Annotated in this window: 21 protein-coding genes; 14 read left to right on the top strand and 7 right to left on the bottom strand. The window is 49.6% G+C overall.

What is annotated here, in order from left to right:
• The first annotated feature begins 258 nt into the window (after nt 1-258).
• The 3 genes from KJA68_RS04865 (at nt 259) to KJA68_RS04855 (ending at nt 3,225) form a co-directional block, all read left to right on the top strand.
• Nucleotides 259-945 (top strand): hypothetical protein, encoded by a 687-nt coding sequence (locus KJA68_RS04865; protein ID WP_213035812.1) that lies wholly within the window; start codon nt 259-261, stop codon nt 943-945.
• Nucleotides 946-1,353: 408 nt separating this feature from the next.
• Nucleotides 1,354-2,244: a DMT family transporter gene (locus KJA68_RS04860; RefSeq protein WP_213035811.1), complete on the top strand. Its 891-nt coding sequence runs from the start codon at nt 1,354-1,356 to the stop codon at nt 2,242-2,244.
• Between the two features lie 153 nt (nt 2,245-2,397).
• Entirely contained in the window at nt 2,398-3,225 is an 828-nt protein-coding gene (locus KJA68_RS04855) for a DUF3025 domain-containing protein (protein ID WP_213035810.1), read from the top strand.
• Nucleotides 3,226-3,336: 111 nt separating this feature from the next.
• Here the strand turns inward: KJA68_RS04855 and KJA68_RS04850 are convergent, their stop codons facing one another.
• A complete protein-coding gene (locus KJA68_RS04850; RefSeq protein WP_213035809.1) occupies nt 3,337-3,891 on the bottom strand; it encodes a thioredoxin domain-containing protein in 555 nt (184 codons plus the stop codon).
• A gap of 160 nt (nt 3,892-4,051) precedes the next feature.
• Between KJA68_RS04850 and KJA68_RS04845 the strand changes: the two genes are divergently transcribed.
• The 3 genes from KJA68_RS04845 to KJA68_RS11105 all read left to right on the top strand — a co-directional run bounded on the left by KJA68_RS04845 (nt 4,052) and on the right by KJA68_RS11105 (nt 7,496).
• Nucleotides 4,052-4,615 (top strand): MarR family winged helix-turn-helix transcriptional regulator, encoded by a 564-nt coding sequence (locus KJA68_RS04845; RefSeq protein WP_213035808.1) that lies wholly within the window; start codon nt 4,052-4,054, stop codon nt 4,613-4,615.
• Nucleotides 4,616-4,727: 112 nt separating this feature from the next.
• Nucleotides 4,728-6,926 (top strand): heavy metal translocating P-type ATPase, encoded by a 2,199-nt coding sequence (locus tag KJA68_RS04840; RefSeq protein ID WP_213035807.1) that lies wholly within the window; start codon nt 4,728-4,730, stop codon nt 6,924-6,926.
• Nucleotides 6,927-7,253: 327 nt separating this feature from the next.
• The gene (locus KJA68_RS11105; protein ID WP_213035819.1) at nt 7,254-7,496 is read left to right on the top strand and encodes a DUF4902 domain-containing protein; all 243 of its coding nucleotides are present in this window, start codon (nt 7,254-7,256) and stop codon (nt 7,494-7,496) included.
• Nucleotides 7,497-7,865: 369 nt separating this feature from the next.
• Here the strand turns inward: KJA68_RS11105 and KJA68_RS04830 are convergent, their stop codons facing one another.
• Complete coding sequence (locus KJA68_RS04830) at nt 7,866-8,327, bottom strand: Lcl C-terminal domain-containing protein (RefSeq protein ID WP_213035806.1); 462 nt, start codon at nt 8,325-8,327, stop codon at nt 7,866-7,868.
• A gap of 787 nt (nt 8,328-9,114) precedes the next feature.
• Here KJA68_RS04830 and cobA point away from each other — a divergent pair.
• The 8 genes from cobA to KJA68_RS04790 all read left to right on the top strand — a co-directional run bounded on the left by cobA (nt 9,115) and on the right by KJA68_RS04790 (nt 17,231).
• Nucleotides 9,115-9,867, top strand: a complete 753-nt coding sequence (gene cobA, locus KJA68_RS04825) for a uroporphyrinogen-III C-methyltransferase (RefSeq protein ID WP_213035805.1) — start codon at nt 9,115-9,117, stop codon at nt 9,865-9,867.
• Between the two features lie 25 nt (nt 9,868-9,892).
• On the top strand, nt 9,893-12,328 hold the full coding sequence (gene nirB, locus KJA68_RS04820) for a nitrite reductase large subunit NirB (RefSeq protein ID WP_246487070.1): 2,436 nt from the start codon (nt 9,893-9,895) through the stop codon (nt 12,326-12,328).
• Nucleotides 12,329-12,340: 12 nt separating this feature from the next.
• Nucleotides 12,341-12,664 (top strand): nitrite reductase small subunit NirD, encoded by a 324-nt coding sequence (gene nirD, locus KJA68_RS04815; RefSeq protein WP_213035804.1) that lies wholly within the window; start codon nt 12,341-12,343, stop codon nt 12,662-12,664.
• A gap of 437 nt (nt 12,665-13,101) precedes the next feature.
• Nucleotides 13,102-14,040 (top strand): GGDEF domain-containing protein, encoded by a 939-nt coding sequence (locus tag KJA68_RS04810; protein WP_213035803.1) that lies wholly within the window; start codon nt 13,102-13,104, stop codon nt 14,038-14,040.
• A gap of 293 nt (nt 14,041-14,333) precedes the next feature.
• Nucleotides 14,334-15,110 carry a co-chaperone DjlA gene (gene djlA / locus KJA68_RS04805; protein WP_213035802.1) on the top strand — a complete coding sequence of 259 codons (777 nt, stop codon included), beginning with the start codon at nt 14,334-14,336 and terminating at the stop codon, nt 15,108-15,110.
• A gap of 195 nt (nt 15,111-15,305) precedes the next feature.
• Nucleotides 15,306-15,734, top strand: a complete 429-nt coding sequence (locus KJA68_RS04800; protein WP_213035801.1) for a hypothetical protein — start codon at nt 15,306-15,308, stop codon at nt 15,732-15,734.
• 194 nt (nt 15,735-15,928) lie between these two features.
• Nucleotides 15,929-16,480, top strand: coding sequence for an NADPH-dependent FMN reductase (locus tag KJA68_RS04795; protein ID WP_213035800.1), 552 nt, complete (start codon nt 15,929-15,931; stop codon nt 16,478-16,480).
• A 601-nt stretch (nt 16,481-17,081) separates the two neighbouring features.
• Nucleotides 17,082-17,231 carry a hypothetical protein gene (locus KJA68_RS04790; RefSeq protein WP_213035799.1) on the top strand — a complete coding sequence of 50 codons (150 nt, stop codon included), beginning with the start codon at nt 17,082-17,084 and terminating at the stop codon, nt 17,229-17,231.
• A 137-nt stretch (nt 17,232-17,368) separates the two neighbouring features.
• On the opposite strand, the gene KJA68_RS04785 is transcribed toward KJA68_RS04790, so the two are convergent.
• The 5 genes from KJA68_RS04785 to KJA68_RS04765 form a co-directional block, all read right to left on the bottom strand.
• Nucleotides 17,369-17,860 carry a GlcG/HbpS family heme-binding protein gene (locus KJA68_RS04785; RefSeq protein ID WP_213035798.1) on the bottom strand — a complete coding sequence of 164 codons (492 nt, stop codon included), beginning with the start codon at nt 17,858-17,860 and terminating at the stop codon, nt 17,369-17,371.
• Between the two features lie 396 nt (nt 17,861-18,256).
• A complete protein-coding gene (locus KJA68_RS04780) occupies nt 18,257-19,777 on the bottom strand; it encodes an MbnB/TglH/ChrH family RiPP precursor modification enzyme (protein ID WP_213035797.1) in 1,521 nt (506 codons plus the stop codon).
• A gap of 5 nt (nt 19,778-19,782) precedes the next feature.
• Nucleotides 19,783-20,016: a hypothetical protein gene (locus tag KJA68_RS04775; RefSeq protein ID WP_213035796.1), complete on the bottom strand. Its 234-nt coding sequence runs from the start codon at nt 20,014-20,016 to the stop codon at nt 19,783-19,785.
• A 673-nt stretch (nt 20,017-20,689) separates the two neighbouring features.
• On the bottom strand, nt 20,690-21,307 hold the full coding sequence (locus tag KJA68_RS04770) for a cytochrome b/b6 domain-containing protein (protein WP_213035795.1): 618 nt from the start codon (nt 21,305-21,307) through the stop codon (nt 20,690-20,692).
• 248 nt (nt 21,308-21,555) lie between these two features.
• A complete protein-coding gene (locus KJA68_RS04765) occupies nt 21,556-22,656 on the bottom strand; it encodes a porin (RefSeq protein ID WP_246487069.1) in 1,101 nt (366 codons plus the stop codon).
• Nucleotides 22,657-23,102: the final 446 nt, after the last annotated feature.

Below are 23,102 nucleotides of genomic sequence, written 5' to 3'. Positions count from 1 at the left end.
GATTTCCTGCCGGCATTCTGCAAGTTTCCTGTGCGGGAATTGATTTGCACTGTCAGAATGATTCATGAGGTTGTTTTACCTATGGAATTGATCCTGGGGGCATTTGAAAAGCCACCTGCCTGGTGGCAGCAGGCTGATCTTTCAGGATCCATGGATAGGTGGCAGAATAGCCGGTTGAATACGATCTGATATTGCACGTGCTTTAAAATGGTGACAGCCAGGCTGTTGAATAACAAAAAATAGGCGGGGGGAAGGAGGTTGAAAAAAATATTGTTTCTGCTGGCGGGATATTCCGGTGCAGGGAAATCGACGCTTTTGCTGAATGCGCTTAATAAGAATCTTCCTGTTTTCGGGGAGGAATATCATGAAATTTTTCAAACCACAACCATTCCTGCCAAGTTCCCTGACTGGAGGCTGAGTGCTCAGGAAAGGTTAAATCAGGGGTCATGGTTCAATGAAGATCATGTTTCATTTCTTGCGAATACGGATTCGTTGCCAAACCATATCGTGTTGCATTTTGACTTGATTCAAATTCTGCACGAGCGATATTTTATCCAGAGCTGTCCTGATGAACTTTTTGCCCTGTTGCCTCGCACATTTAACAGTTTTGCCAACAGCGCTCATAATGAGATGTTTTTCAGGCATATCGTATCCAACCCTTTTTTTAGGAAATTTGACAGGATTATTGTCAACACGCTATACACGCCATGGGAGACCAATGCAAGGCAGTGGAAAAAGAGACAAAGTGCAATGATCATCAAGGAAAGGGGGCTCAGGCCGCTTCTTTTTGACTTCCAGCAGCCACGGACAGATATACATCAATCCATTTATGGCAGCTGGTTAAATTCCATCGAGAAGTTAGACCCGTATCTTTCTCTGGTCAGCGAAAGCAAGGATAAACGTCTTTTTATAAAAGAACAGAGTGCATTTATGGCAAATGCCTAACTTTGTCAGTGTAGCCAGGCAGAATATGGCGGAATGCTGTAACGTGTTGACTATGGAAATGGATTTATTTCCCCCAAATTTTTGTAAATATTCATGGAGCAAAGTTGCTAGCGTCCAAATATGCCCCTGCGCAGTCAGGGTGTTAAAGGCGGTGAATTTTGTGCCCACTTGTTGCGATTTGACGAAAAATTGACTTCGCCGGTTGTTTGCCCGGATAATGTCAATATGGTACCTAATATGATTTTCCAGACACATTTTCTATTCCTGCCTCATCTACGTGCGTGCGTGGTGTGGTGTATTGCGTATTGTGGTCAGGAGTTTTAGAGCGTATCCAGTTTAAGCATTCATAACTTTAAAAGGCCACAGAAAAATTCTGTGGCTTTTTTTTGGTTGTTTGGAGTATCCAGCATGTCGCTTCCCGCCGCTTTTGTTTCGGTCATTCTTTTATGGTCCACTACGCCACTTGCCATTCAGTGGAGTGCAGCCGGAGTTGGGTTTAGTTTTGCCGTTTTTTTCCGTATGGCAATCAGTGTACTGTTGTGCATTGTGCTGCTGGCAGTGTTTCGTATCGCATTCCCGCTGCACCGCAAGGCGCGCCTAAGTTATCTGGTCAGTGGAGTCAGTATGTTCGGCACGATGGCGCTGACGTACTGGTCAGCTCAGTACGTTACCTCCGGGATGATCTCCGTACTGTATGGGGTATCTCCCCTGATTACCAGCCTGGGAGCAGCCTGGTGGCTAAAGGAGGAAGCAATCACGCTTAGTAAGCTGGCAGGCATGCTGCTGGGGCTGGCTGGTCTGGTGTTGGTGTTTTGCGGAGGATTGAATCTCGGTGGGAAAGCAATCATGGGAGTGGCCGCGCTGTTTATGGCGGTGGTGCTACAGTCTCTTGGTTTGATATGGCTTAAGAAGATCAGGGATGACAGCCCGCCGCTTGCGATGACGCTGGGTACACTGGTTGTGGCACTTCCCCTGTTCTTTTTGGTATGGTGGGCGATGGATGGGGAATGGCCCACATTGTTGCCAGAACGGGCGGTAGTAGCGACTTTGTATCTGGGAGTATTCGGGTCTGTGCTGGGTTTTACCCTGTATTACTATATGATCAAACATATGGAAGCGGGTAAGATCGCCCTGATTACACTGGTTACGCCGGTATTGGCATTATTGCTTGGTCATGGTTTGAACAATGAGACGGTGCTTCCGCATGTGTGGCTGGGCACAGCCAGTATTTTACTGGGACTGTGCCTGCATCGCTGGGGAGAGCATTGGCTGGGCAGAGCGAGCGGTCGGTATTCCTGACAGGATGCGGATGAATAATGGATTCCGGGCTGGTGATGGTGCCTGGCATTTTAGAGAGTGCCCATGAAAGGGGTGACACAGCATGATCCCGCGCCAGTCAGGTGAAATTTCAGGGGGAAGGCTGGTGAGCAGGAATCATTGCGGGTTATGAATATGAAAGAATCCTGGGATCGGTTCAGGTTGTTGGAATCTCCGCTGTTCCAGCCGTTGCACCCTGTGATTTCGCAACTTGCAACGGATCGTTTTCCTGTCTTGCAAAACTGGAATGACTTGTTGCAAATATCGCCGATCACGAACCAGAATGGTTGCAATATACAGTTTGTCCCGCAGGGAACCGGCCAGCTCCCTTTCGAGATGCAATATGAGCCGCGCTGCTATCTTGCAGGGGAGATACAAACTCGTTCCGGTAATTGGCATGATCTGTTCAATGCACTTGTCTGGCTTACTTTCCCCAGAGCTAAATCTGCTATCAATGCCTGTCATTATTCTGCGCTGGCTGGCATGACAACCAGCGCAGAATCAGATGGAAGCCAGCGTGGCTCAGTACGTGACACTAGTACTTTACTGGATGAATCGGGTGTCGTTGTCCCATACTCGGATCAGGGGCTGGCAGAATTGTTGCGCAATTTCAAGTGGCATCATTTGTTCTGGAAGCGGCGCTCTGAGGTATTGCAAGGGATGGGATTTTATATTTTGGGACATGGCCTGTATGAAAAGGCTCTCAGGCCCTATGTGGGCATGACCGGGCAAGGGCTGTTATTCCGGGTTGAGTCCGGGTTCTTTGACTGGCCCCTCGCAGATCGCCTGGCCCACCTGGATATTTTGCTTGCCGATCATTTGAACTGTTCAGGCCGATATCTGTCCACCAGAGAACTGAGCCCTGTTCCATTGCTGGGAATACCTGGATGGGCTCCGGAAAATGAATTGGCTGAGTATTATGACAATATGGCTTACTTCAGGACGAAGCGCAGGGTCCGCTGACAGGATAAAGGCGTAAGGGTCATGGCTGGGTCACAATACTGCATTTTCCCGGAGAGCGAGGGTGTTTTCTGCACAGGCATGGCATACCGACAACCTTTGGGTAGCAGGCTGTCATGACACTTCGCAACCTTGTTCGTCGCAATTTGTCGTTCTTCCGTCCCGCACGCTCTGTCGCTGGAGTTCGTCTGGCATCGGTTTTTCTTCCATTAGCAGACGGCCAATTGCCACGCCGAGATGTAGATCATCCACACGGCCAAATTCATGCATCCGCAGATGCCCCGCTCGGTCGAGGAGCATCAGACTTGGAGTGCCGCGCAATTTGTACTTGCGCATCGTTACCGGGACAGGTTCGCCAGGGGTCATCTGATCCACGCCTACTGGATGGGTGATGTGGTATTCGTGCAGGAAGGCTTCGAGCCCTACCGGCGTCATCGCCGCATGGTGCTCGAAGACGGTATGCAGGCCGATGACGGACACGCCGGATTCGGCGAATTCGCGGTGCACACGTTCTGCCTGTGGTACGGAGTGGCTTACGCAGCTTGGGCACAGCATCTGGAAAGCGTGCAGAAGGACCACTCGCCCGCGCATTCCGGCCTGGGTGAGTGGTGTGGAGGTATTGAACCACTGGCTGATTTGCCAGTCGGGTATGGTCGGAATTTCGTTCATTTTGTTCTCCTTTTTGTTGCGTAGCCGGATAACAGGCTAAACAGAATACGCATCATAGTGATCCCCTTACGGGATCATTTGTAATGCATCGACTCGATGCATATTTAAGTGTATAGTTTCTATATTATTCCTGTCAAGCCATGCATTGAGACGACACATTATGACCACCAGCCAGACCGCTCTTCTGCTTGAACGACTGGGAGCTCTGCTTCAGTTGGCTGTGCGCGAGGATGCTGCCCGGCACGGGCTTCTGCCTATCCATATTCAGGTGTTGCACTATCTGGCCCGGGCCAATTGTTATAGCGACCTGCCTATTGCCATTGCCGAATATTTTGGGATTACCCGTGGCACAGTGTCTCAGACGCTGTCTGTACTGGAAAGAAAGGGCTTTCTGGTCAGGATGGGTGATCCGCATCATGGCAAGCGTGTGCATCTCCGGTTGACCGCAGCAGGCGAGTCGGTATTGCAGGAAAGCTGGGTCGAACGTGTGGAACAGGCCATGGAAGGCATGTCGGCAGGCGGCACCGCGCTGCAGGGGATGCTGCGCGACCTGCTGTCTGCCCTGCAGCGCATGAACGGGCAGCGCGCCTTCGGTATTTGTCGGCAGTGTGTGCATTTTCTGGGCGAAAGCGGGGATGCGCGTTGCGGGCTGACAGGAGATTCTCTGGTGATCGGGCAAACCGTTCGGATTTGTCGCGAATGGACTGCCCCTGCTGCAATCTGATCTGACAATGGGTTTGGTGCACGCCAGTGAACGGAAATGGATAGGCAAGCCGGGTATTGGCACGTGCATGGAGGGAGAGTCGGATCGGTTACGGACAGACAAGGAGAGGATCATGAAGGATGCGGAGAAATCTTCAGTTCATACAACCAATCTTGCGATCAGTGGAATGAACTGTGCCTCGTGTGTGATGCGTGTTGAAAATGCGTTGAAGAAGGTTGCAGGTGTACGGTCTGCCACGGTAAACCTTGCTACTGAACGGGCTCATGTTTGTTTTTCTGATGAAACCTCTGTGGCTGAATTGCAGCGTGCCGTTACTGCGGCCGGTTATGCAGCGACTGTTCTGGACAGCCGTTCCTCCAGGTTACCTGACGTTGGAACCCGATTCATGGGGTGGAAGGTGGCGGTTGCTGGTATGTTAAGTCTTCCGCTGTTGCTACCGATGATCCTTGGATTGGGTGGGATCCACTGGATGCTGCCGGGCAATCTGCAATGGGTGCTTGCAACCCCTGTACAGTTCTGGCTTGGAGCGGGTTTCTACAAGTCCGGGTGGAAGGCTTTGGTCAATCGTTCCGGTAATATGGATCTTCTGGTCAGCATCGGCACCACATCTGCATACGCACTTTCGATCTATTTGCTCATGCAGGGGGCAGAGCATCTGTATTTTGAAGCATCCAGCGCGGTGATCACGCTGGTGCTCCTTGGAAAATGGCTGGAGGGTCGGTCAAAGCGCAAAACGACCGAAGCCATCAGAGCGCTGCAGGCTCTGAAACCGGAAACTGCAAGGGTAAAACGGGAAGAGGGAGAAACCAATGTCCCGCTGGAGCAGGTTATGCCCGGAGATCAGGTGGTAATCCGCCCTGGAGAGAGGATTCCTGTCGATGCGGAAGTTATGGAGGGGAGCAGTCATGTTGATGAGGCGTTGATAACAGGAGAAAGCAAACCGTTGCGCAAGGAGCCCGGGTTCAAGGTGACGGGGGGGGCAGTCAATCTGGATGGGCGTATGCTGGTCAGGGTCACTACGGTTGGTGCGGAAACCACTCTGTCGCGGATTATTCGCCTGGTGGAAGACGCACAGACGGAAAAACCGGAAATTCAACGATTGGTGGATCGGGTAAGTGCAGTATTCGTTCCAGTGGTGATCCTCCTGTCGCTGGTCACGCTCATTGCCTGGGTTGTGTATGCAGGCAGCTGGGAGCAGGCTATCCTGAACGCGGTTGCGGTACTGGTCATTGCCTGTCCATGTGCACTGGGGCTGGCGACACCGACCGCCATCATGGCGGGTACCGGCATTGCCGCCCGATACGGAATTCTGATCAAGGATGCCAGTGCACTGGAACATGCCTGCAAAGTGGATACGGTTGTTTTCGACAAGACCGGGACGCTGACAGAAGGCAGGCCAGTGCTTACAGATGCAAGCGGATATGGCATATCCAGTCTTGAACTCATGCAGATTGCCGCGGCACTGGAGGCAGGCAGCATTCATCCTCTTGCCCGGGCGGTAAGAGAGCATGCTTCCACTCTGGGCATCGGGGTGCCGAGGATAGACGATCATCAGGACTTTCCGGGCAAGGGCTTGCGGGCAACCGTCAATGGCAGGGTGGTTTTTCTTGGAAATGCGCGCTGGATGAGGGATCTCGGCGTGCAGCTTCATCCGCTCTGGCAGAGTGGACAGCAGTTGGAGGCGGAAGCAAAGACCGTTTCCTGGCTGGCAGTTGAGGAAAATGCCGAAAAAAAACTTCTGGGATTGCTCGCTTTCGGGGATGTGCTGAGATCCTCCTCTGCAAGTGCTGTCAGCCGTCTGCAGGATATGGGGATCCGGACCGTTCTGCTAACCGGAGATAATCATGTCAGTGCCGAGGTGATTGCCAAGGGGCTGGGCATGTCCGGATTGTTTGCTGAGCAGACGCCGCAGACCAAGGCAAACGTCATTTCTGAATTAAGGCAGGGAAAGCAGGTGATCGCGATGGTGGGGGATGGAATCAACGACGCGCCTGCCCTTGCACTGGCCGATGTCAGTTTTGCGATGTCTTCCGGGACGGATGTGGCAATGCATACGGCAGATATTACGCTGATGCGCGCAGACCCCGGTCTGGTTGCAGATACCATCGTGATTTCGCGCAGAACTTACCACAAAATCCGGCAGAATCTGTTCTGGGCGTTTATCTACAATCTGATTGGCATTCCGCTCGCCGCTTTTGGCCTGCTGAACCCCGTCATTGCCGGATCTGCAATGGCAATGAGTTCGGTCTGCGTCGTGACCAATGCACTTGCTCTGCGTCGCTGGCGGCCGTCATCCATGCAGGAAGGGTGATGGTTGCAAAGCGTTTCATGCAAGATCAGGGTGCGTGTATTTATCGTTCTGAGTTTCTCGGTTCATGCCTGCGCAATTTCCATGTGTAAATATCTGTATAATATTTTATATGGTTCTGTATTGTTATCATGAATAAGAATTTTTCATGATCTATTGTTGAAATAGAGAATTCTATATTTATTGTAATACATTTCACATGATCTTTCACGGGACGGCTATATCCGTCTGGCATACCAGGCATCCCGGCAATTCGAAATGACCTGTCTCTACTCCGGCATGGACGATGATTGACCGGTTACCAGCGGGCTTGGAGCAAGTGCCACCTCCATTACCGGCTTCACCGAATGGATCAACCACGGCATCCCAGCCATCACCATCGGCTGGGACTGGGAACTGGCCGGAACAGACGGAAAACCCTGTCTGCTCCAGACCGGCATACCCGGGAGAAACATCATGTTTGTCGATCAGCACGGCCAGGATCTCGGGACAGAGCAGACTACGGCGATCCTGGTGGACTGGCTCAAAACATTCGACTGGCAAACCGAAATTCTGAGTGATATAACCTATTGATTACATATTCACCTGTTAGGATTGATAGTTGTTTGAAGCGTTCCTCGAAGATTTAATTTCCCCATCAAACAAATCGTTTTCTGGGGGGCATGAACATAATTTCGGGTACAGCTGACTGCCTGCAAGAGATATACCGGGAGCAGGCAATATACTGCCAAAAAGTATTTGTCGAGAACCTGGTTTGAAATCCGCATGCTCCGGATGGACTGGGAAAACACCAGTTTGACCGGTCGGACACCTATCTTTCTGGTTGAGGGGGAAAAGCAAGCGTAATGCTCGCGAGTTAATTTTCTGGCTTGCCCTGCTTTTCCGGATATATCGGGCGACCTGAATTGAAACAAGAAAGGTGGCGTGTGACTGGAGATGGGGTCAGCTGACACAGGTCACGTTGCTGAGTCCGTTGGTTTCGTCAGCATAGGTTACGAGACCTCTGTCTAAATTCATGACGAACTGGATGCCAAAAGTCGTTCCTGGTGTGGATGACCAGACTTCGGATAGCGTCCATCCTTCAGCACGTAATTTTTCAAGCGTATGGCGATAGTCAACATGGAACTCGACCAGTTCATCCTTGGTTGGCAGCCGCCATTTTTTACCCAGTGCTGTGGAAGATTCGCAGGTTTTTTTGGCTTCAGCCAGGGTTACAGCAGCGTCAGAAACGGGTGACCAGATGAGTACGCCACTGGTAATGTAACCGCGAGGCAGTTTTTCCGGTACGGCGTCCGCTGGTTCATCCGCTTCGACAACAGGTGCGGCTACATTCTTCTTTGGGGCGGCAGAAGCCATATTTACTGCAAACAATAAGGAGGCAAGTAGAACGGTTGATTTTTTCATGGGATCAAATAAATGTTTATGTTGGCTATGCCGATTAGGTAATTATGTGTAATTTTGGTTCAAAAATCCCTGGTTTGTTGCATGCAAGCAAATCAGTACAGGCTGCAAAAGTTGATTTCATGGCCTTGAGCAGTGTGGTCATGGATCAGGGATATAGAATCCCGGATTAGGAAAATCAATATTAAGGACAATGATAACTGTCATTTGCCTTTTCAACAATATGACAGTATTTGAATCAGTCGGCTGTTCTTTTGCATTTTACTGCATGGTTTGTATTGCTTTTGGATAGGCTTCATGAGAGAACGAATAAATATCTCTAGTAAAGAACATCACCTTTGCATTCAAGCTCAATGCCATGGAGTCAAAACTGTCAGTGAGCCTGACTTTCCAGGATCGCTTGTTGGAACCACTCGGGCCACTTTTAAAAAAATTTTAATGCGGTTGACTTTCACCTGAAGCAAGGGAGGCAGGATCCTGCTGGATAGCAAGTCCATTTTGCAGGATGGTGAGCAATTCAATTTACGGGTTTTGCTGGCGGGTATCCCGGACTTTTTCATGCGCACCTATTTCTTACCCTTCAATCCGATTGTGCACTTGTTTTGTGCAGGAATACGTGTATGTAAATGGAAATTATTATTCCAATATATTGATTTGTATTAGGTAATACTTAATGGCATTCATTTTGCTTATGTATGTGTACCTGTCCGGCGGAAAGCTATTTCCGGAAGTGCATGGATGCGCCGGTTGCAGGTCAGTGAGATTTTTATTTCAAGCAAGAGGAGTGAACATGGGAAATGTCCAGGTATATTTGATAGGTGCAGGACCAGGCAATCTGGATCTGCTAACTCTTGGGGCGGTGCGTTCCATCGGGCTTGCAGATGTCATTCTGGTTGATGATCTTGTCAATCCGGATGTTCTGGGGTTTGCCCGCGAGGGCGTCCGGATTATCCATGTAGGGAAGCGCGCTGGTTGCAGTTCCACCCCGCAGGCATTCATTCACCGGCAAATGATTTCTATGGCGCTTGCAGGCAAGGTGGTGGCGCGCATCAAGGGGGGCGATCCGTTTATGTTCGGACGCGGAGGCGAGGAGCTGCAAGCCTTGCAAAAGGCGGGTATTACGGTATCCGTTGTCAGTGGCATTACCTCCGGCATGGGGGTTTCGGCTGCCTTGGGCATTCCTCTAACGCATAGAAGTTGTACGCATGGTGTAACGTTTGTAACCGGACATACGCACGGAGCAGACGAGCCGAACTGGCAGGCACTGGCGGCCTCGGGAACCACCCTGGTGATTTACATGGGGCTGTCTAATCTGGGAAAGATCGTGCAGAAGTTGATAGTGAATGGATTGTCAGGAGACATGCCTGCTGTTGCGATCCAGAGTGGCACGCTTCCTGCCCAGCGACAGGTGTTCACTACGCTCTGCCAGCTAGAAAGCCGGGTGGCGGCTGAGAAAATTTCCAGCCCTGCGATCGTAGTGATCGGCGAAGTGGTACGGTTTGCTGGAATGGCCGGACAAGCTTCACAGCAGTTGGCTGCATGACAATCTGTACTCAGGAGTGATTTTTATGAAAGAAAAAATGAAACTTGTCATGGTGGGTAATGGAATGGCCGGGGTAAGGGCGTTGGAAGAGCTATTGAAGCTGGCTCCCGATCTTTATGAGATTACCGTATTTGGTGCCGAGCCCTATCCAAACTATAACCGTATTATGCTGTCGCCGGTTCTGGCTGGTGAACAGGGGATACAGAATATTATTCTGAATGATCTTGATTGGTATAGAAAAAATAATATCACCCTGCACTTGAACAGGAAGGTTGTGCGAATAGACCGGAAAAGCAAGACGGTAACGGCAGAGGATGGCATGCAGGCCCGATACGACCGTCTTTTGCTGGCCACTGGTTCCATCCCCTTCATCCTGCCTGTCCCTGGAAAGGAAATGGATGGGGTGATTGGCTATCGGGATATTGAGGATACCAATGCGATGATTGCTGCATCAGAAGTATACCGGAATGCCGTAGTTATTGGTGGGGGATTGCTCGGCCTGGAAGCAGCAAACGGACTGGCTCTCAGGGGAATGGATGTTAGCGTGGTGCATATCATGCCGTGGTTGATGGAGCGGCAACTGGATGTCAATTCGGCAAGGATGCTGCAGGCTGAGCTGGAGGCCCGTGGTTTGAAATTTCTTTTTGAGAAACAGACCCGGGAACTGGTGGATGATGGCTGTGGTCGCGTGCGGTCGGTCCGGTTTCACGATGGCAGTGAAATTCCCGCTGATCTGGTGGTCATGGCTGTTGGCATACGGCCAAACACTGCCTTGGCGGAATCCGCCGGGATTTATTGCAACCGTGGCATTGTGGTCAACGATACCATGCAAACCTTTGATCCTAGTATTTATGCGGTGGGAGAGTGCGTTTCCCATCGTGGAACCACCTACGGTCTGGTTGCTCCCTTGTTCGATATGGCCAGAGTTTGCGCCAATCATTTGGCATGCATGGGCTATTCTTCTTATCAGGGAACGGTTACTGCCACTAAGCTGAAAGTCACCGGAATCGATTTGTTTTCGGCCGGAAATTTCACAGGCAGCAAGGATACGAATGAAATCGTAATGCAGGATGTGGCCGGAGGAAAATATAAAAAACTGGTTCTGCAGGAGGACAAACTGGTCGGGGCTGTAATGTACGGGGATACCAAAGATAGTTCATGGTATCTGCAGATGATACGGGATGGCAAGAATGTTGCGGAAATCCGGGATGGTTTGCTGTTCGGCCAGTCTCACCTTGGCAATTCTGGTTCCCAGGGTCAGAATCTTGCCGCCACCATGACTGACGGGATGGAAGTCTGCGGCTGTAATGGTATATGTAAGGGTAAGATTGTTCGGGCTATCAAGGAACAGGGGTTGTTCACCCTGGACGAGGTGCGTAAACACACCAAGGCTTCTGCTTCCTGCGGCTCATGTACTGGACTGGTTGAACAGATTCTCGCTTCCACCATCGGGGGTGCCTATGCGCCGCAATCATCCAAAGTGAAACCCTTGTGCGATTGCACCTCTCACAGCCATGAGGAGGTCCGGAAGGCAATCCGAGAAGAAAAACTGACCTCCATTCCGCAAACCATGTCATTCCTGAACTGGAACACAGAGAACGGGTGTGCCAAGTGCAGGCCAGCGCTGAACTATTATCTGCTATGCGCCTGGCCGCATGTAGCGGTCGATGATCCGCAATCGCGCTTTATTAATGAGCGCGCTAGTGCCAATATTCAGAAGGATGGAACGTTTTCGGTGGTACCGCGCATATATGGCGGCATTACTTCGCCAGGCCAGCTTCGGCGTATTGCGGATGTGGCTGAAAAATACAGTGTTCCCATGATCAAGGTGACAGGGGGGCAGCGCATTGATCTTCTTGGAATAAGAAAGGCGGATTTGCCAAAAGTATGGGCAGATTTGGACATGCCGTCGGGTTATGCCTACGGCAAAGCCTTGCGTACGGTCAAAACCTGTGTGGGAAGTGAGTGGTGCCGTTTCGGCGTGCAGGATTCGACCCAAATGGGAATCTCCATCGAACGGGCATTTGATCATATGTGGATGCCGCACAAATTCAAGGTTGCCGTATCCGGCTGCCCACGAAACTGCGCGGAATCCGGCATCAAGGACGTGGGTATCATTGGTGTGGATTCGGGTTGGGAAATTTACGTAGCAGGGAATGGCGGGATTAAAACCGTGGTCGGGCAATTCCTGGTAAAAGTGCAGACCCGGGAGGAAGTGCTTGAATATACCGGAGCATTCGCCCAGCTATATCGTGAAGAAGCACATTACCTCGACCGTAGCGTTCATTATGTCGAACGGGTTGGGATGGATCATGTAAAGAAACACATACTGGAAAATACAGCCAATCGCAAGGCCCTGTATGGAAGACTGGTTGAAGCGCTGAAAGGTGCGTCCAATCCATGGGCGAAAGAAAATATTCATGCCTATGAATTCGAACCGCTGACAGTCGGATCAATGTAAAAAGGATAAATTATGAATACTTGGCATGAAGTGACCACACTGGAGAAAATTCCGCCCCTGGGAGCCCGGGTAATAACGACCAATCAGGGGGATATTGCACTGTTTCGCACAGCGGAAGGGGATGTGTTCGCACTGCGCGATCGCTGCCCACACAAGGGGGGAAGTCTTTCGCAAGGCATTGTTTTTGGAAGGAAGGTGGCCTGTCCGTTGCATAACTGGAATATCTGCCTCGAGGACGGTAAAGCCGTGAAGCCTGACGTGGGATGCACCCGTTCCTATCCGGTCAGAGTGGAAAACAATGTGGTGTATATTTCGCTTCCAGGAGCTGCCGAATAGATGGAAATCTGGTTTCAGCCCATGCATGAAGTAAAGGATGGGTCAGGCGCGGTAACTGTCTGGTAAATTGCAATCGTAAGACGAATTCTTGCTGATATTAATTATGAAGAACAGGCTTGCCTGTTCTTCATGTCGCCGGAACAAGCGGTGTGGGAAAATATTGATCTGTGAGGGACTGATTACCGTATTGATCCATAAACTTTTTTTTGTTACCCTCAAAACATGGTATGCATGTGTTTATTGACGCGATGATTTGATGTCCATGCAGCCATACCGGTAACACGGGTTTGTGTTATTCCTGGAATGGCTCGCCTTTGGCCAATGGGTAGGGCTTCGGTGTGGCAGAATTACCATTGCATGGCTGTTTCAAGTTCTAATATTTTGTATTAGATCACTAATATTTTGTATTAGATCATTAGAGGCCGGGAGATTCAGAAATGCTGGACATTAGCGTATATAAGGAAGCGGTCATGCAGTCCAGCAGCGGGATAGCGATTGCCGACATGAGGGCAGATGATTTTCCGCTGGTGTTCGTAAATCCTGCATTCGAGAGAATGACCGGATATCCAGCATCTGAGGCGATTGGCCGGAATTGCAGGTATCTCCAGCACCCGGAGTTTAATCAGCCTGAGAGAACCTTGCTACGGCAGGCTATTCAGCTCAAGCAGGCATGTACGGTACGCATCAAGAATTTCAGAAAGAGCGGTGAAATGTTCTGGAATCAGTTGCAGATTTCCCCGGTTTTTGATTCACGGCATGTTTTGGCCTATTACATCGGTGTCCAGACCGACATTAGTGCTCAGGTCAGGCTCGAGCAGCTACTGCTGGAAGAAAAACACCGGCTGGAAGCAGTCAATGCCGAGTTGGAGGTCAGGGCAGGGAGAGACAGCTTGACCAATCTGCATAATCGAAGGGCGCTGGATGAAAAACTGGAGGCTTATGTCGCTACGGCGAAAAACAGTGGGATTTCGGTCAACATGTTTTTTATTGATGTCGATTTTTTCAAAAAATATAACGATACCTACGGGCATCAGGCCGGGGATCAGGCGTTGCGACTGGTGGCGGATGCACTGCAGCAGCTTTGCCAGCGCCCAGCTGATTTTGTGGCCCGGTATGGCGGAGAGGAGATGGCTTTTGTTTCCCTTGGGATGAGCAGTTCAGAAATACAGAACCTTGCCGGTTCCCTGTGCCAGAAAATTCGTTCCCTGAATATTCCTCACGTACACGGGGTAAATGGAAATCTGACTATCAGTGTTGGCTGTGCTTCAATTTTCCCTGCGGAATCTGGTGATCAGGAAGCGCTTGTCACCAAATCGGACCAGGCGGTGTATCGTGCCAAGGCGGCAGGGAGAAACCGCTGGTTTTACAGCGAATAATTCCCTGTGTTATTTTCCGGAAGTCACCGGATGGCATTTCAGAATCCGGGTTGAGCCAATTAGGAGCCTGCTGGTTGACCTTTGTGTAGGTCGGTTGCTGGTTTCTTTCGTTATGTACAATTTTCTATTCGTGATGTTATGTTTTCCAGACGGATGAGGAGACGCTGGCTCTGCTGTTCGTTATTTTCGGGGTGTGCAGGATTGCAAGCTGATTACAGGTGGTAGGATGAGAGGCAGTATAATTCGTGTGATCAGCCTTTATTCAGGCATGGTTTTATTTTGGAGTTGATTCGTTGTTTAAATTTGTCTGTGTTATTGCAGGTTTTTGGTTGTTTGGTTATGCAGGTGCGTTTCTTGGTTTGATTGCAGGCATATTCATTGATCGTATCAGAGCTCTGGGCACCGGCGGGATCAACCCGCTGACGAATGTGGTCCGGCAGGCTGTTTTCCTGGAAACGGTATTCATCCTGATGGGAAAACTGGCCAAGGCGGACGGACATATTTCCCGGGATGAGATCAATCAGGTTGATCTGTTCATCCAGAAGATGGGCATGACGCCTGAGCATCGTGCCCAGGCAATTGCCTGGTTTAACAAAGGTGTAGATATATCGTTCGATACTGAGCCGACCTGCAGGCGCTTCATGTCCGTTTGCGGGCATACCCGAGACCTGAAGCAGATGCTACTGGTTTATCTGATTGTCATAGCCATGGCGGATGGGCATATCCACCCGGCTGAAGAGACGCTGCTTTTCGGGATTGCAACTCATCTGGGTTATGACCAGTCAGCATTCAGGCATCTGGTCGACATGGTGCTGAGCCAGTCTCACTTCGGCGGCAGCCAGCAGGCCAATTCCGCGCAGGCTCTGGAGGATGCTTACCGGGCGTTGGGGGTTACCCAAGACAACACGGATCAGGAAATCAAACGTGCCTATCGCAAGCTGATGAGTCAGTATCATCCGGATAAGCTGATGGGGCAGGGGGTTCCGGAGGACATGATTGCCGTGGCTACCGAGCAGGCAAAAGAAATCCAGCTTGCCTATGATCTGATCAAAAAGAGCAGAAATATCTGAACTGTGTGTTTATGTGATGCAATTTTCCTGTGTGAACCTGGGCAGGTTCAAGTTTTTCAGGCATTTCCTATTGCTTTCCCGTTATTTTACGATGTGTGTGGTTTGTGATCATAAATTATGCAGGATGTTACAACCAGGCGGCTCGCTGAGTGGCGGGTGAATTGCGCCGGGCAAAATATTTGAAAGGAAAAATTCATGGCAGCATATCCCCGACTTCAGTTAAACCGCGGCATGGTTATGCTGCGGTATAAGCAGCCATTTCTTGACTGGATCAAAGCATCAAGTCCGGAACCATTTGAATTGACTCTGGAAGAGGCAAATGATGATGGCGAGGTTTTTTTGGTGCCGGAATATGATAGCGAGAAGAATCCGGTAGGGTGCACTGAAGATGCGGTCAAATGGGTGGAAAAACGCTGGCGCATGCTGTTTGAGCATGCTTTGAATGGATGGGTTCAGGACGAAACCCTCTGGCCACGTAATCTGACCCTAAAAATGTTCCGTGAATGGTTCGAGGTGGAATACCGGTCCATGGTTTGGGATATGGGGCATGAGCCCCTCATGGTCGAGGATTTTGATGATGGTATGGATGATGAGATGCCGGATGCTGGCGATGTTCTTCACTGAACCTTTTCCCGGATGGAATGAGTGGATCCGCGGGGTGGAGACCCGGGCGACTGGGAAGAACTGCAGTTATAGCTGAAGAAAACTGCCATTCTGGGAAAAGGTTTGTAAGGTATAGTTGTGCGCGGACTTTCTGAGTGTAGTGCCCACTGATTTATGCTCATAACAGTTCTATTTGAATAAATCTGGAGATCATTTTGGATAAATATCTTATTGCCGTTATTGTTGGAAGTCTTCGCAAAGATTCGTTTAATCTGAAACTTGCAAATGCAATTGTGAAACTTGCCCCAGAGGGGTTTTTTTTCAGAATGGTGCGTATCGGTGATCTGCCTCTTTACAACCAGGATGACGATGCCAGTCAGGCCGAATCTGTCCGGCGCATGAAAGGTGAAATTGCGGAATCGCAGGGTGTTCTGTTTGTGACACCGGAATATAACCGTTCCATTCCCGGGGTTCTCAAGAATGCGATTGACCATGGCACGCGCCCATACGGCCAGAATGTATGGGCGGGAAAACCGGCGGGAGTGATAGGGATTTCACCGGGGTCTTTTGGCACGGCCATGGCACAACAACATTTGCGTAACATTCTGGCAACACTGGATATGCCGACACTGAACCAGCCGGAAGCATTTATTCAGGCCAGGGAAGGATTGTTTGATGGAGATGGGAGCATAGGCGAAGGCAGCAGGAAATTCATGCAAAACTGGGTAGATCGCTATGTGGCATGGGTGAAGAAGCATGCCGGATGAGGCAGAAAAATTCTGCCATGGGATTCTTGCGTACAGTACGGTTGCTTATCGACTCGATTCAGATGACCCGGCGTGACATGCACTTTGGATGGCACGGGGGAAGATTGGATGTATCAGCGTGGATTCGGCAGGGAAAATAGCGAGTTTGTGCTACTTGTTCCCAGGCTGTCGGCGCGAATAATGAGTCTGTGGCTAAGCTGTTTGGTTATTTTGGAAGTCTGTTCTGTCTGGCTGGAGCCGGTGTTTCTGTATAATCGCGAATTTAATTGACCGTACCTGAAGAATGACCAGATTCTGTTTTTTTATCCTGTTGATTTATCCCTTTTGCGTTTTCAGTAGCCCTGAGGTACAGCCCATACCGAGAAACGGGGCGTGTCCAGCTGGATATCATATCAGCGGGGCATACTGTGTACCCGGTAATCATGCCCGGTATGCAATTATCAGAAATGGAATCTGTCCGACCGGGTATTATTCAAGTGGGAATTATTGTGTGGCCTCTTCAGGCAGCAGCAGGTTTGTCATTCACCGGATGGGGCGCTGCCCCGCGGGATATTTCTCCAGTGGGGAATATTGCGTTTCAAGGAAATAGCGTGCGCCCGGATTGTTTAAATCCGGTGTCGCGCCCGCAGGTAACCTGCACGAGCCAGCTATTGCCCTGGAAATGTCCGTGAATCGTGAATTGCCTGTTGTGCGCTATGGAGTACGTCTGTTCCGTCTTATTGCTGATGCGATCAGACGTTCTCCAGCCTGAACCTGCAGCTGACAAATCTTTTCAACATATGAACCGGCAAGGGATCCGATAGGTGCTGATAATCCAGCGGATTTTATTTCAACATGAGAGACAGGCGGGCGCACACCAGACAAACCGTGTTTAACCGTTGATCTGGATTATTTCAGGCGATCCTTGATCCTGGCGATCCCCGCTTCTGCACACTGTTCATCAAGGTGGCCTCCGGGGGCACCACCGATCCCGATACCACCAATAATTTCCCCCTCTAGTTGGATAGGTAATCCTCCCCCCAAAAGCATGAAGTCAGGTATGTAAACCAGATTGGCAGCCGCCGGATTTTTTTGGGTGGTTTCCATGAGCTTAGCGGTCGAGGTTCTGAGAGAGAGTGATGTGTACGCTTTTCTACGACTGGTTTCGATTGTATGCGGTCCTGCATTGTCTGCGCGTTGCAGTGCTTTGAGTTGTCCAGAGCGATCTACTACAGCTGCGCTGACGCTGTAACCTTTTGATGAGCAGTCCGCTACAGCAGCAGAAACGGCTTCAACTGCAAGTGCGGTTGGAATGTCGCGGACAGTGCGTATTTGCGCATGGGCATTGCCTGTGCTTGCAAGGATTGTGAAAATTAGTGTGCTTGTAATGCGAGCGATCATAGATATCCCCTATCGTTGATATTTTTTAGTTGAAAATCCTGAGTGTAGTTTCTGATGAGCATCGGGGTAAGGTCCAGAAAGCACCGGGTACAATATGCCGGATGGTGGCTACGGCGAGTCCTGGAATTTCATTCAGAAAAATCTTGTTAACCATACCATGGCGCTATCATATCCAAGATAAAATTCGAAAGGAATAAGGCAAGAGGCTGGATTGAAGTTTTTCCGGCGGGAAGGATTTGGTGAATATCCCCCTTTCTGATGTTCTGGGAGTAGAAACCGGAAGGAGATGTTCGTGTACTACCATACTGGAACGGTTTTTATTAGCAGGCTTGTCAGCATTTCCCGCGATCAGCAAAACGAGGATGTTTTTTAGGGTTGGTGGTCGCGAAAGGATGTTTATGGTTCCTGCATGTTCCATGCAGGAACCTGGACTTCAAATTTTCCAGGGGTATGGCTGGCCGGCAGTTCCCACCGCGAAAGTGCCTCCAACAGGGCAATGGGTTCACAGTCGAATGGAACGAATTGCTCCTGTCCGGACATCTGTGCTTGCGCGACTGCAATTTCATAATTGAGAACATTGTCAAGAAAATTTACGGACAGTTTTTTGTCATTTATTTTCTGGTGCAGGAAGGTGGAAAATCCCAGCATCTCATCATAGGCAAACGGCTCGGGCCAGCAACCGCTCCAGAATTCCTTCATCAGGCTGTAGGTGACATTCTCGCCAAGCGTCAGGGCCAGTAGCCGATAGCTCAGGGGGAGTCCTTCAACCAGTGTCCCGGATCGAAAGCTTTCAATCAGGGTCCGATACACCGGTACAGCCGGGTCATCTACAAGTGCGGGGAAATGAATATTTTGAATAGACACGCTGCGTCCATTGACCATTTCACCCAGTGACTGTTCCCAGCGGACGACTTTCTGATATGCGGCTGCATTCACATTATGGCTATGTTCTGGTATCCATGTCATGGAGTGAACCGGATTCTGGCTTCTGGAAATTGTTATGGGAAGGATTTTTTGGCGAGCGTGCCACAAGAATTTCATTTTCTCAAGCTGAGTTGCAATCCGGTCGACTGGTATTTTTTTGGCATGAATATAGACGGGCATGATTTCGAAAATCAGTGCTCCGGCATTGGGGAGTCTCGGGAGCCATTCCTCACAGAATTCCATGACCGGTTGCGGTACGAGATCGCTGTGTGCATCCAGCCAGTAACCATGGTGGTTGTCGCCTCCAGCGAGATGAATTTCCCAGATGCGATCCAGAGGCAGCCTTTCCAGTACATCCTGCATTTTCTGGCGGCCATTCCGCTCATTGCACCAGAGGTTATGTATATCCAGCACGATGCCACAATCAGCTGCAGTTGCAATTTGTGCAAAGAAGTCACCGTCCTGTATTTCTCCCGGCTGTGGCCGGAGGTAATTCGGAGGGATTTCAAAGGCTACCGGAACAGCACTCAGTTTTCGCAATTCTGCGATCCGGGCAATGGCTATGTCCATTGTCTCCTGGCACTGTAACGGGGGTAGCAGGAAGCCGCTGTGGTGACTGGTCTTTCCTTGTCCTTTGTTAGGTATACGCATAAAGGCCAGGTGTTCGCTGATCCAGGGAGGGTTTAATCTGGAAATGCTTTGCCTCCAGGGCGGAATCTGCCTGGATTCGAACTTCTCACTTGCGGCGAGCGGCAAACCAACGCCGTGTATCAGTTTATGTTGTGGAAGTCGTATCACCCTTTCAAAAGCGCGATCATCCAGACGATGCGCATTGGTGGTACCGGGGCTGCGGAACCAGAGCGTCTGTGGCTCAATCTCGATTACGTCCAGCAAATTGCTGCAGTGTTCAAATAAAAAATCGAGTGCAGGAAAATAAACCATGCCCACCCCAAGTGGCGTGGGGGAAAAAGCTGCCGGTTTGAGGTGGGCCATAGGGTTTATCTTGCAATTTCCTTAATATTCATATTCTTGTCCACAACAAACTGTTTCTGGAAATCGAAGCGGATGTCCCACCCTGAGCAGCAGGCCAGGCAGCCCAGTTTCCCCAGGATTTCGCGCTGTACTTTTTGTATCATTTCCAGATTGTTGTGTACGCTGGCAGGAACTGCAACCCGAACCACATTCGAAGTAGATTTCGGTTCCAATGATATTGCTGGATTGATCGTTACCATGTGAAAGTCTCCAAAGATATGCACAATAATAAATACAAATGCACTGGTCTGAACCGATCTGCATTGTACCGCTGTAGGCTTTATGCCTTTTTCATTATAAACATGGATAATCCATAAAGTATGTGCGTTTCCGCACACTTGTAGCATCTGGAACGGGGCCAGTTTTATGTGTCACTTGTAAGCAGCTCCCAAATTTGAGCGTCTGGCAGGAAGAATGGCATGGATCCGAAATTGCGACGGGGAAATAAGGAGAAAACTATTCTTTTTGTACTATTCGGGTTGCTAGGATTGTTTCCAAACCTTGATTAAGAATCGATCCCAGGTGTCTAACGCACATTTGTACATGTGGGTAAATCTCATGAATGCCAGGAATGATCCTGGGTGACGGTTAATAATAGGAAACACTGGCCGACAGGTTGGTTCATAAGAAAAGGCAGGCATGGGTTTCGATGAAGTATCTGCTTACGTGATGGTCCCGCTGCCGGAATTTCATACCAAGGTGAATGAAAATTAACGACCAGATGTTTCAGGCAATGAGCTGGCAGTTTTTAATACGTAAACATGCCATTGCCGGACCATCGTGTTTGTTAATGGAATGTTTTCCAAAATCCTTGTGCTGCACTCTCGATGAGACCATGTCCTGCAAATTTATGAGGCAGGTGCACTGCTGGGGCTAGCCAGATTTTTTTTCCTGCTTCGGTCTGGCAAGTTTCGGCAAGATGCAGCATGTTAGGATATGAAGCCCGATTAGGATCAGGAGCAGGCTGGAGCTGGATTCGTGCATTTCTTTCCAAAAATGTGCGGCACCATGTGTTTTCGTTTTCATTTCGTCTTCATCATTATGGTCGTCATGGTGGTCATCCTCATCAGCCGCAGCTGAAGAAATGATCTGCATTCCGGCACTGGCAGCGAGCGGGCCCTGTCCATATGCGGCATACAGCTTTAGGCCGCTAAATACAATAACCAGCAGCATCGCAAGCATCAGCATGATGATGTGACCGCTGATCGGGTTGTGCACTGTATAGCCTTTCTGGGAGCCGTCTGCCAGTTCCTTCAGGTACTGAAGCGTCCTTGCCGGCCCGGTTATGAAATTCATGAGTCTGGCATGCTCAGGCCCGAGGATTCCCCAAAAAATACGGAAAAACAGTACCCCAAGAATGGCATATCCGGAATAGACGTGTAGGTAGATTAAATTATCACTGGTCACAAAAGCGACGATTACTAGTATTACCAGAAACCAGTGCAGGAACTTGAGCAGGGGATTCCATCCTTTTACAGTGTTTGCTGCCATAGCAATTTTCTCCTTGTCAGGTCACTTCGAATCAAGGGCGGCTATACATTCAAGATAAGCCATGTTTATCCCGCTTGGGGATGGTGTGACCACTATACCGTACAAATCAGTCATATGAGCAAGTAAGATGATCATACTGTTGACCAGAATCTTATGGAGCCTGTCCAGACGAATAGCAATACCCTGGTAAATCAGGGCTCCTACTCATGAAGGTTGAATTATTTTCAATATGATGAGAATCGATTCATTCAGAACGAAGCCGCGAATGCGGTAGTTACAAATGTATCGTGATCAGCCATCTTGCGGTTCGGATCAGTAAAAATATTATCCCGGCTGTTCAATGTTCTGGCTTCCAGTCGCCATAACAGGTTGTCAGAGACATGATAGTCATAATTCGCAGAGAAGCCCCAGGTGGGTAAACTGCCAGGCGTGCCTGTTTTGATAATCACCCCGTTCTGATCTGCAAAATATTCCACCCGAACCGCAATTGCACTTTTTGCTGACGACTGGTATTTCAGGATAACCGTCGAGTTGTACCAGGAATGTATCGAGGAAGCATGGCTGAATTTCTGCTCTGCACCGATATCCAGCCCAACAATTGCGGAAATTGTTTCGTTGAACTGAAAAATTCCATAGAAATCATGGAAGATACGATTTTTTCTGACAGGATCCGGCTTGTCGTTGCCAATGAACAGACTGCTGTTCAGGGTAATCTTGGGGGATGGCTTATAAGTAATTTGCGTTCCAAATGAGGGTGAGGAATTTCCTTCTGTACGCTGGATACGTTGCCAGCCATTCAGTATCAGTGCGCTGAGAAACCAGGTTCCCTCTTGGGAAGTGTAATTTATCTTTGCGCCGGTTTCATAATAGGGCGAGTTTTCTGCCGTCAGGCTTCTAGACAGGGTCCAGTTGTCTTTTCCTGTCGCGCTTTCAAAGCCTAAATGAGAAGGGAATACTCCTGCATCCAGCCACAGGTTATGTGCATCAGACAGTTTCAGGCCAATATTGCCTTCATAGAGGTTGTTCAGTATGCCCGGTTCAGATGCATAGTTTGTATTCATGTAGCTACCGCCGGCCAATGCGAGGTTGGCTCTTACCCGGCCAGCACTGTACGTCCCTTTGACGAATGCCAGGTTGATCGCTGCTTCATTATTTTTATGATAGCTGTATATAAGCGGTACCTTTTTATCACCAGCAGGCGAATCAAGGTCGAGGCTATAGTAAGCTTCTGCATAACCGCTGATGGAAAAAGCGGGATCTGACTCCCAATCATCTGCTTGGGCCGGACAGACGGTAAATGACGAGGACATCACAAAAACAGTCGTGATAATTTTCCATGCGATTTTCATTGCGATTTGGATTGTGGGATAATTTCCGCTATTCCGTTTGTATGCTGCAATTCGCTGTGAGATAAAGTTTCCGGGCGGAAACGCAACTATCTAACGCTTGCATGGGTTACGATCCGGAAAATTTGCATGATCTCTCCTGATTTTGGGTTGTGGATTCCATGAGAAAAGTATAAACCAAGCCCTGTGTCCATGCACAATCCAGTCTTGTTCATGGGGAAAAAACACTTGGTCCAGAATGTTGTTTGCCGAGTCCGATCGGGCATGGAGTCATCCTGCCTCCAAGGAGGTTCAGATGATTCATCCTCTCTGGAACGGAAATTTCATGAGCAGGTGTCCAGAATCTGCCCCAGGTTAAACATAAAATTACATCAGTATTCCGGTTTTACGCTCTTTCCTTGATGGTAGAGCAGATTAGATTATAGTTACCCGAAGCGACCAGTGATGTA

Origin of the sequence: Candidatus Nitrotoga fabula (genome assembly GCF_905221025.1) — a bacterium.
GTDB classification, from domain to species: domain Bacteria; phylum Pseudomonadota; class Gammaproteobacteria; order Burkholderiales; family Gallionellaceae; genus Nitrotoga; species Nitrotoga fabula.
This window is presented reverse-complemented; position numbering and strand designations above follow the sequence as displayed.

Bases quoted from the DNA above. Each gene is read 5' to 3' on its own strand.
- KJA68_RS04860 (WP_213035811.1), top strand. From the start codon at position 1,354: ATGTCGCTTCCCGCCGCTTTTGTTTCGGTCATTCTTTTATGGTCCACT.
- KJA68_RS04855 (WP_213035810.1), top strand. From the start codon at position 2,398: ATGAAAGAATCCTGGGATCGGTTCAGGTTGTTGGAATCTCCGCTGTTC.
- KJA68_RS04850 (WP_213035809.1), bottom strand. From the start codon at position 3,891: ATGAACGAAATTCCGACCATACCCGACTGGCAAATCAGCCAGTGGTTC.
- KJA68_RS04845 (WP_213035808.1), top strand. From the start codon at position 4,052: ATGACCACCAGCCAGACCGCTCTTCTGCTTGAACGACTGGGAGCTCTG.
- KJA68_RS04840 (WP_213035807.1), top strand. From the start codon at position 4,728: ATGAAGGATGCGGAGAAATCTTCAGTTCATACAACCAATCTTGCGATC.
- KJA68_RS04830 (WP_213035806.1), bottom strand. From the start codon at position 8,327: ATGAAAAAATCAACCGTTCTACTTGCCTCCTTATTGTTTGCAGTAAAT.
- cobA (WP_213035805.1), top strand. From the start codon at position 9,115: ATGGGAAATGTCCAGGTATATTTGATAGGTGCAGGACCAGGCAATCTG.
- nirB (WP_246487070.1), top strand. From the start codon at position 9,893: ATGAAAGAAAAAATGAAACTTGTCATGGTGGGTAATGGAATGGCCGGG.
- nirD (WP_213035804.1), top strand. From the start codon at position 12,341: ATGAATACTTGGCATGAAGTGACCACACTGGAGAAAATTCCGCCCCTG.
- KJA68_RS04810 (WP_213035803.1), top strand. From the start codon at position 13,102: ATGCTGGACATTAGCGTATATAAGGAAGCGGTCATGCAGTCCAGCAGC.
- KJA68_RS04800 (WP_213035801.1), top strand. From the start codon at position 15,306: ATGGCAGCATATCCCCGACTTCAGTTAAACCGCGGCATGGTTATGCTG.
- KJA68_RS04785 (WP_213035798.1), bottom strand. From the start codon at position 17,860: ATGATCGCTCGCATTACAAGCACACTAATTTTCACAATCCTTGCAAGC.
- KJA68_RS04780 (WP_213035797.1), bottom strand. From the start codon at position 19,777: ATGGCCCACCTCAAACCGGCAGCTTTTTCCCCCACGCCACTTGGGGTG.
- KJA68_RS04775 (WP_213035796.1), bottom strand. From the start codon at position 20,016: ATGGTAACGATCAATCCAGCAATATCATTGGAACCGAAATCTACTTCG.
- KJA68_RS04770 (WP_213035795.1), bottom strand. From the start codon at position 21,307: ATGGCAGCAAACACTGTAAAAGGATGGAATCCCCTGCTCAAGTTCCTG.
- KJA68_RS04765 (WP_246487069.1), bottom strand. From the start codon at position 22,656: ATGAAAATCGCATGGAAAATTATCACGACTGTTTTTGTGATGTCCTCG.